The 8,355-nt window shown below is 71.5% G+C and carries 12 protein-coding genes; 3 read left to right on the forward strand and 9 right to left on the reverse strand.

Features of this window, described 5'->3' with window-relative positions:
* Positions 1-150 (reverse strand): helix-turn-helix domain-containing protein (locus tag P409_RS37185; RefSeq protein ID WP_152613440.1); only part of this gene is annotated, 150 nt, incomplete at its 3' end.
* 99 nt (positions 151-249) lie between these two features.
* Here P409_RS37185 and P409_RS19305 point away from each other — a divergent pair.
* Together P409_RS19305 and P409_RS19310 are read left to right on the forward strand one after the other, a co-directional pair.
* Complete coding sequence (locus P409_RS19305) at positions 250-1,257, forward strand: aldo/keto reductase (protein WP_034841735.1); 1,008 nt, start codon at positions 250-252, stop codon at positions 1,255-1,257.
* 87 nt (positions 1,258-1,344) lie between these two features.
* Complete coding sequence (locus P409_RS19310) at positions 1,345-1,767, forward strand: group III truncated hemoglobin (protein WP_034841740.1); 423 nt, start codon at positions 1,345-1,347, stop codon at positions 1,765-1,767.
* A gap of 324 nt (positions 1,768-2,091) precedes the next feature.
* Here the strand turns inward: P409_RS19310 and P409_RS19315 are convergent, their stop codons facing one another.
* The 8 genes from P409_RS19315 to P409_RS19350 form a co-directional block, all read right to left on the reverse strand.
* A complete protein-coding gene (locus tag P409_RS19315) occupies positions 2,092-2,334 on the reverse strand; it encodes a hypothetical protein (protein ID WP_034841745.1) in 243 nt (80 codons plus the stop codon).
* Positions 2,335-2,431: 97 nt separating this feature from the next.
* A complete protein-coding gene (locus P409_RS19320; RefSeq protein WP_034841749.1) occupies positions 2,432-3,010 on the reverse strand; it encodes a hypothetical protein in 579 nt (192 codons plus the stop codon).
* A 134-nt stretch (positions 3,011-3,144) separates the two neighbouring features.
* Entirely contained in the window at positions 3,145-3,780 is a 636-nt protein-coding gene (locus P409_RS19325) for a lysophospholipid acyltransferase family protein (protein ID WP_034841752.1), read from the reverse strand.
* A gap of 13 nt (positions 3,781-3,793) precedes the next feature.
* Positions 3,794-4,726 carry a phosphatidate cytidylyltransferase gene (locus P409_RS19330; protein ID WP_034841756.1) on the reverse strand — a complete coding sequence of 311 codons (933 nt, stop codon included), beginning with the start codon at positions 4,724-4,726 and terminating at the stop codon, positions 3,794-3,796.
* Positions 4,723-5,331 carry a CDP-alcohol phosphatidyltransferase family protein gene (locus P409_RS19335; protein ID WP_034841761.1) on the reverse strand — a complete coding sequence of 203 codons (609 nt, stop codon included), beginning with the start codon at positions 5,329-5,331 and terminating at the stop codon, positions 4,723-4,725. Before P409_RS19335 ends, P409_RS19330 begins: the two co-directional genes overlap by 4 nt.
* A 34-nt stretch (positions 5,332-5,365) precedes the next feature.
* Positions 5,366-6,262, reverse strand: a complete 897-nt coding sequence (locus P409_RS19340; RefSeq protein ID WP_034841778.1) for a lysozyme inhibitor LprI family protein — start codon at positions 6,260-6,262, stop codon at positions 5,366-5,368.
* 108 nt (positions 6,263-6,370) lie between these two features.
* Positions 6,371-6,700, reverse strand: a complete 330-nt coding sequence (locus tag P409_RS19345) for a YnfA family protein (protein ID WP_034841766.1) — start codon at positions 6,698-6,700, stop codon at positions 6,371-6,373.
* Positions 6,697-7,203: a CinA family protein gene (locus P409_RS19350; protein ID WP_034841771.1), complete on the reverse strand. Its 507-nt coding sequence runs from the start codon at positions 7,201-7,203 to the stop codon at positions 6,697-6,699. The genes P409_RS19345 and P409_RS19350 overlap by 4 nt, the downstream gene beginning before the upstream one ends.
* Positions 7,204-7,436: 233 nt before the next feature.
* Here P409_RS19350 and P409_RS19355 point away from each other — a divergent pair, with 233 nt between their 5' ends.
* Positions 7,437-8,123: a fumarylacetoacetate hydrolase family protein gene (locus P409_RS19355; protein ID WP_034841774.1), complete on the forward strand. Its 687-nt coding sequence runs from the start codon at positions 7,437-7,439 to the stop codon at positions 8,121-8,123.
* The last annotated feature ends 232 nt before the right edge of the window (positions 8,124-8,355 follow it).

Consider the following 8,355-nt stretch of genomic DNA (forward strand, 5'->3'; position numbering starts at 1 on the left):
GAGGCGCACGCCCAGCCGCCCCTCCAGCCGCCGCAGCGCGTCGCTGAGCGAGGAGGCGGAGACGCCGCGCAGGCCCGCGGCGCCGCGGAAGCTGCGGGCCCGGGCCACGGCGACGAAGGCGTCGAGATCGGAAAGATCGGGGCTGCTCATCGTTCGGATATCCGTACGGCTTGTTCGCCATTGCCCGGATTATCGCACGAACCGCGTCCGCCCATATTCCCGTCGAACCGTCCCTTCCAGGAGCCTGCCATGCAGACCCATCCGCTCGGCGCCACCGGCCCGCGCGTCTCCGCCCTCGGCCTCGGCGCCATGGGCATGTCCGGCATGTACGGCCCGTCCGACCGGGCCGAGAGCATCGCCACCCTGCACGCCGCGCTCGACGCCGGCATCACCCTGATCGACACCGGCGACTTCTACGGCTCCGGCCATAACGAGATGCTGATCGGCGAGGCGCTGCGGGCGACCTCGAAGCGCGACGCCGCCATCCTCAGCGTCAAGTTCGGCGGGATGCGCGATCCGGCCGGCGGCTGGACCGGCAACGACACCCGGCCGGCGGCGCTGAAGAACTTCCTGGCCTATTCGCTGCAGCGGCTCGGCGTCGACCACATCGACATCTACCGCCCGGCCCGGCTCGACCCGGCCGTGCCGATCGAGGAGACCGTTGGCGCCATGGCCGAGATGGTGCGGGCCGGCTATATCCGGCACATCGGCCTGTCCGAGGTGGGGTCGGAGACGATCCGCCGCGCCGCCGCGGTGCACCCGATCGTGGATCTGCAGATCGAGTATTCGCTGGTCTCGCGCGGCATCGAGGACGGCATCCTGGCCACCTGCCGCGAGCTCGGCATCGGCATCACCGCCTATGGCGTGCTGTCGCGCGGCCTGATCAGCGGGCACTGGCGGAAGGGCAGCACGGGCGCGGGGGATTTCCGGGCCCACAGCCCGCGCTTCCAGGACGGCAATGTCGAGCGGAACCTGGCGCTGGTCGAGGCGCTGCGGGCGGTGGCCGAGGCCAAGGGCGTCACCGTCGCCCAGATCGCCATCGCCTGGGTGGCGGCGCAGGGCAGGGACATCGTGCCGCTCGTCGGCGCCCGCCGCCGCGACCAGCTGGCCGAGGCGCTGGGCTCCCTGGATGTCGTGCTGACGCCGGAGGATTTGGGCCGGATCGAGCAGGCCGTGCCCAAGGGCGCCGCCGCCGGCGACCGCTACATGGCCGCGCAGATGGCCCATCTCGACAGCGAGCGGCCGCACCGCGGGTGAGGAGACCCGGCCCGTCCGCCCGCGGAAACCCAGCCCTGCGGCGATCGGCGCTGGTGCGGACGGCATCCGATATGGCCATATATCCTCATGGATATGACGGATGCCGATCCCATCGAGCCGATCGACGAGGCGATGATCCGGACCCTGGTCCACGCCTTCTACGGCCGCGTGCGCGCCGATGCGGTGCTGGGGCCCATCTTCGCCGGGGTGGTCGGGGACAACTGGGACCCCCACCTCGCCAAGATGTGCGATTTCTGGTCGTCGGTGATGCTGCGCAGCGCCCGCTACCAGGGCCGGCCGATGCAGGCCCATGCCGGCGTCGCGGCGCTGCGGCCGGAGCATTTCGCCGTCTGGCTGGGGCTGTTCCGCGCCACGGCGCGCGAGGTCTGCCCGCCCAGGGCGGCGACGCGCTTCATCGAGCGGGCGGAGAAGATCGCCGAGAGCCTGCGCCTCGGCGTCATGTTCCAGCGCGGCATCCTGCCGGACACGCCGGCGCGGCGCGCGGGGTGAGCGGCCATCGGCGTTCGCGTAGCCTCTCCCGCCTGGCGAGACCTTTTCAGATTTGATCACCTGAACCGACGCGCGCTTTCCACACTCCCCCTCCCCTTGCGGGAGGGGGTAGGGGGAGGGGGTTGTCGATGGCGAGAGCCAGCGTGGCGTAAGCCAGGATTTCTGCGGGATCGGTGACGACGCCCAGCATCAATTCATCGGCTCCGATACCCCCCTACCCCCTCCCGCAAGGGGAGGGGGAGGATAGAAGGGATGGGCCCGCCCAAACGGCGATGTCCTGAAAAGCTCTCGCTTGCGGGAGAGCAACGCACTGGCGGAACTGACTTACCGGCGGGCCGCGAAGGCGGCGACGGCGAAGCCTGCGGCGACCGCGGCCAGGCCGCCGGCCACGGTGACGATGGTCAGGGCCACCGACAGGTCGCTGCCCGGCGGGCCGAACAGCGCCAGGAAGCTGGCGCCCAGCCCGGTGGCGGAGATGCCGCCCACGGTCAGCAGCGATTGCAGGTCGGACGGATCCTTCGAAACGACGGCGCTCTTCGCGCGGCCTTCGGTGCGCGACAGGTCCATGACTTTCTCCCGGCGGGCCGGCTGAGCCAAACCCGCGGCTGCCGTCTCCATTATGTCAGAGGTATTGTCCCAGACATAGGGCGGCGAGAGCCCGGCGTCAGCCCCCGACCTGCATCCAGTAGCTCACGTAGAATGCAGACCAGCCCAGCGTCGCGAGCAGCAGCCGCACCCGCAGCGGCTGCATCCAGCGGGGCATGGCGGGCGTCAGCCGGTGCAGCAGCGCCCCGGCGCCGGCCAGCGCGACGAAACGCGGCAGCCGCACCAGCGGGGTCAGCAGCGCCAGCTCCCACAGCGGAACGCCCAGCCCCGGCGCGCTGGCGGCGGCGATCTTGTAGGGAATGCCGCTCAGGCTCGCCAGGATCAGCACCCCGGCCAGGCCGGCGGCGGAATCGGCGCCGGCCATCATCCCCTGCAGCCGGGCGATCATGGCGGGCGAGATCGCCGGCACCGCGTCGACCAGGGCGATCGCGGCCTGGGGCGCGTGGCTGGCGAAGATCGCCAGACCGGTGCCGCCGACCATCGCCCCGGCGGCGGCGGCGACCGCGGCGCGCAGCCCGGCCCGGCCGCCGCGAGCCAGCGCGATCAGCGACACCGGCACGTCCGGCACCACGAAGAACAGGCTGGCCTCGGCCACCCCCCAGAGGAAGGCGAGGAGGATCAGGGTGCGGTCCTTCATGCCGGCTGCCTGAATGATAGGACCGTCATCGCGAGCCCCGCAGGGGCGTGGCGATCCAGCGGCACCGGCCCATGGATCGCCACGGCGCTTCGCGCCTCGCGATGACGGGAGAAGGGCCTGTCATCTCTGCATTACTACTCCCAATCGGGGAACCTCGTGCCCTCGACCAGCTTCGCCATCGCCGCCTCCAGCCCCTCGACGAAGGCGTCGGTGTCCTCCGGCCGGTCGGCCAAAGGCGGGCCGACGAAGGCGTCGCAGAAGAACGGCACCGGCAGGAAGGCACCGCGCGGCAGCACCTTGCCCAGGCCGTGCAGATAGACCGGCACGATCGGCACGTCGGGCCGCCGCCGGGCCAGGTGGCAGATGCCCTTCTTGAAGCGCTGCAGCCGCTCCGGCTCGCCGCGCGATCCCTCGGGGAACAGGATCAGGATGCAGCCGCGGTCCAGCGCCTCGACACAGCCGGTCAGCGGGTCCTCGCCGCGCTCCCGCGCATGGCGGTCGAAGGGCAGGATGCCCATGCAGCGGGTCGAGAACCAGGCCATCGCCCGGCTGCTCATGAAATAGTCGGCGGCCGCCACCGGCCGCACCTTGTGCAGGATCCGGCTGGGGAACAGCGAGGTCAGGGCCACCGTGTCGGCATGGCTGTTGTGGTTGGCGACGATGATCGCCGGCCCGGTCATCGGCAGCCGCTCCGGGTTGCGTACATGCAGCCCCACGAACAGCAGCATCGCGGGCTTGGTCACCAGCCAGTGGAACAGCAGGCGCCACATCGTCGGCCGGCCCTCAATAGTAGAAATACCGCATGAAGTGGAAGAACAGCGGCGCGGCGAAGATCAGGCTGTCGATCCGGTCCAGCACGCCGCCATGGCCGGGGATCAGCGTGCCGGTGTCCTTGATGCCGATGTCGCGCTTGACCGCGGAGACGGTGAGGTCGCCGAAGAAGCCGCTGACCGCCATCAGCGCCCCGACCCACAACGCCATCGGCCAGGACAGCGGCGCCAGCAGCGGCCCGATCAGCCCGGCGACGATGGTGGTGGTGACCAGGCCGCCGACGAAGCCTTCCACCGTCTTGTTCGGGCTGACCGAGGGCGCGATCCTGTGCCGGCCGAAGATCCGGCCCCAGACATACTGCGCCACGTCGTTGCCCTGGGTCAGGATCAGCAGCAGCAGCAGAAGCCCGGCGCCGCCCGGCCCGGCCCGGCCCTCCTCCGGCAGCACGAACAGATAGGCGACGTGGCCGATGGCGAAGACGCACAGCATCAGGCCCCAATGCAGCGTGCCCAGGGCGCGCAGGAAGCCGGTGACCTCGCCGCGCAGCACCATCATCGCCGGCACCACCATGAACAGGTAGACCGGCACCCAGATGATGAAGAAGCCGTACTGCTCCTCGGCGATCCACCACCATTGCGTCGGGATGGCCAGATAGGCGACCAGCAGCACCGCGCGGTCGGCCCGGCGGGTCGGCACCACCGACAGATATTCCTTCAGCGCCAGGTAGCTCACCACCGCCAGCACCACCAGCACCGCGATCGGGTTCAGCACCAGGGCGATGCCGCCGGCGATCACGATCACCCACCAGGACCGGATGCGCAGCGTCAGCTCGGTCCAGTCCTTCTCCGGCTTGCTGCGGCGGAGGTACAGGACGGCGGCCTCGGCGACGACCAGCACGGCGACCAGCGCGGCCAGCGCCCAGGCGACGGCAGGGTTGACGGTCATGCCCCGATCTCCGCCAGGGCCGCGCGGCAGCGGTTCAGGATTGTGAGGATCGACAGCAGCAGCAGCGCCCCCAGCACCAGCGGCATCCACAGCGCCGGGGCCAGGATCTGGAAGAAGGCGGCGATGGCGAGGACCGAGAAGGCCAGCGCCCGGTCGGACTTGCCGAAGGGCCCGTCATAGCGCCGGCCGGCGCCGATGGTGCGGGCGGCGATGCCCGCGGCCTCGCCGATCACCGCCAGCAGCACGGTCACCACCACCAGCCAGGGCGGCGCCGGCAGCAGCAGTGCCAGCGGCAGGTACAAAGCCGCATCCGACACCATGTCGCCGACCTCATTGAGGAGGGCGCCCAGCGGGGTCGGCTGGAAGAACTCGCGGGCCAGCATGCCGTCGATGGCGTTCAGTGCCATGCGCAGCAGCAGGAAGGGCGGGTACAGCAGCAGCAGCCAGGGCCAGCCGGTAGCGGCCACCACCAGCCCCAGCAGCACCGACAGGCCGGCGGCGGCCAGGGTCACGGCGTTGGCGCTGATTCCCTTCCGCGCCAGCCGCGCGGCGGCGGGGCGCAGCAGCGCCTGGAATCTCGGCTTGATGTCGTAGAGCGATGGCATGGATCCCCCCGATCCGATCATTCCATCGCGGCCGTCATGGCTTTTTCGTGGTGCCGTCGCTGGTGGGATCCGCCGTCGGGTAGCCGGGATCGGTCAGGCAGGCGCGCAGCCAGGGCGCATCGTCCAGCGTGCCCGCCGCCTCGACGTCGAGCTTGGGCAGGGATGGCGGCCCGGACGGCAGCCGCATGCCTTCGGTCTTCGGCTGCAGGTCCCAGCGCCCGGTTTCATCGCCGAGGGTGTCGCCGCCCGGGCAGAGGGTATAGCCGGCCTGCCCCTCGAGCCCGCAGGTGGCGACCGGCTTCAGCTTGCCGTCGACGACCTCGGCGATCGACCGGGTCTCGTAGGTGCGGTAGGTCGCCCAGTCCTCGTCCACGCTGCAGATCCGGTTGCCGTTCTGGTAATGGCGGGTGGCATAGCAGGCGTAATAGTCCGCCCAGGAGCCGGCATGGGTCGGGAAGAACTCGCAGCGCGTGGCGAAGCCGGCGAAGGGGCCGCCGGTGAACTGGGCCAGGAAGCGCCGCTGCGCCTGTGCTTCCGCGATCAGGGCGAATTGCTGCGGATCGGTGTTGGAACGCTGCTTCAGATTGTTGGTGCGGTCGCGCATCGCGGTCAGGATCCTGTCGCGCCAGGTGGCGGGATCGCGGTCCACATCCTCCGGCCAGCCCGCGGGGTCGGCCAGGTCCTGGTCGCGCGCGGCCAGCCAGCGGCGCTGGCTGGCGACCAGCATGTCGTGGATCCCGGCGTCGCCCACGGCGGCCTTCAGGATCTGGGCATAGGCCTGGCCCATGGCCGCGTCGGCCGCCTTCAGCCGCTTGTCGCCGCAGATCGCCCGCTCGAGCCTGGTCGACGCCTTGCCGCAGTCGAGCGCCAGGGCGGGGCCGGAGAGGGCGAGGAGGGCGGCCGCGGCGAGCAGCAGGGATCTCATGGTCATGGCAACCTTGGACACGAGGCGGAGCGGGATGGCAAGGACATCCGTCCTCAACTGGGGGACATCATCTCCACCCCGAAACCGGGCGGGATCGTGGCGGAAGCGGGACGGTCACGCGGCGAGGCGCCGGCCGAACAGGATCACCCCGGCGCCGGCCAGACACAGCGCGGCGCCGGCCAGGTCGAAGCGGTCCGGCCGGCTGCCCTCGACCGCCCACAGCCAGGCCAGCGAGGCGGCGATGTAGATGCCGCCATAGGCGGCATAGGCGCGGCCGGCGAAATCGGAGTCCACCCGGGTCAGGGCCAGGGCGAAGACGATCAGGCTGGCGGTGCCGGGCAGCGCCCACCAGGGGCTGCCGCCCGGCCGCAGCCAGACCCAGAAGGCGAAGCAGCCGGCGATCTCGGCGACCGCGGCGATGACGAAGGCGAGGATCGTGGTCACGGCGGGCCACCCGGGTCCCCGGCGGCCTCCAGCCCGTCCACGAGCAGGCGGAGGAGCGCCAGGGCGAAGGCGTCCATGTTGACGGCGCGGTCGGCGCCGCCGGTGGCCAGGGTCGCCGTCAGCATCCGCGGGCCGCACAGCGCGATGCAGCTGTGTCCGGCCGGGTCGCCGTAGCGGTTGCCGGACGGTCCGGCGGCCCCGGTCTCGGCGATGCCCCAATCGGCCTGGAAGCGGTCGCGCACCGTCCGCGCCAGCAGCGCCGCATAGGGCTCGGTCGACGGGCGCAGCCCGGCCATCTCGGTCTCGCCGATCCCCAGCAATGCCTGGCGGGCGGTCTTGGTGTAGACCACCGCGCCGCCGAGGAAATAGGCGCTGGCCCCCGGCACGGCCAGCAGCGCGGCCGAGACCAGCCCGCCGGTCGAGGATTCGGCCACGGCGATGGTCTGGCGCCGCGCGGTCAGCAGCTGGGCCGCCTGGGCGGCGGCCGCGGCGATGGTCGTCATTCCGATCCTCGACTTTGATCCAGCCGCATCATAGCGGCGGCGACGCCCGTCGGGGCAAGGCATGCCGGCAGCCGGAGAGGCGGCGATATGCGCCCGATATGGCGCGGCCCGGGACCGGATATGGCAGCGGCGGAAATCGTCGCGCCGGCGGGGCGGCGGGCCGATTCCGGTTTGACAGGCCGGGCGCCGCCGCGCAGCTTCGGCCCGACCATCGCCCCTGAAGGATTGTCCCGATGCCGACCGTGATCACGCCGCCGCAGCAGACCCTCGTCCCGGTGCTGGGCAGCGACGCCACCTTCCCCGTCGGCCGCATCTTCTGCGTCGGCCGCAACTATGCCGCCCATGCCCGCGAGATGGGCCACGACCCGGACCGGGAGCCGCCGTTCTTCTTCGCCAAATGGGCCGATGCCGTGGTGCCCAGCGGCAGCACCATCGCCTACCCGGCGGCGACGAAGGACCTGCACCACGAGATCGAGCTGGTGGTGGCGATCGGCGCCGGCGGCACCGACATCGCCGCCGACCGGGCGCTGGGCCATGTCTGGGGCTATGGCGTCGGCCTCGACATGACCCGCCGCGACATCCAGGCCGAGGCCAAGAAGCTGGCGCGGCCCTGGACCATGGCCAAGTCCTTCGACCAGTCCGCGCCGCTGTCGGCGCTGAGGCCTGCGGCCGAGATCGGCCATCCGTCCCAGGGCGCGATCTGGCTGAAGATCAACGGCGAGACCCGCCAGTCCGGCGACCTGGCCGACCAGATCTGGCCGGTGCCGGAGATCATCGCCCATCTGTCGCGCTTCGTGGCGCTGCGCCCCGGCGACCTGATCATGACCGGCACGCCGGACGGCGTCGGTCCGGTCAAGCCGGGCGACCGGCTGGAAGGCCATGTCGACGGCGTCGGCGAGCTGTCGGTGACCTATCGCTGATGCCTGGCAGCACCTTTCGGACGACGCTCCCCTCTCCGTCATTGCGAGCGCAGCGAAGCAATCCAGGGGCCAGTGCGAACCGGCCCCTGGATTGCTTCGTCGGCTGCGCCTCCCCGCAATGACGGCGGAGGGAGGCGACGACCTGGACGCGGTGCTGGCGGACATCTGGGCCCGGCTCGGCCGCGCCACCGGCGAGCGCCGCCGCACCACCGGCCGGGTCGCGCTGGCCAGC

It is taken from the genome of Inquilinus limosus MP06, from assembly GCF_000767795.1.
GTDB classification, from domain to species: domain Bacteria; phylum Pseudomonadota; class Alphaproteobacteria; order DSM-16000; family Inquilinaceae; genus Inquilinus; species Inquilinus limosus_E.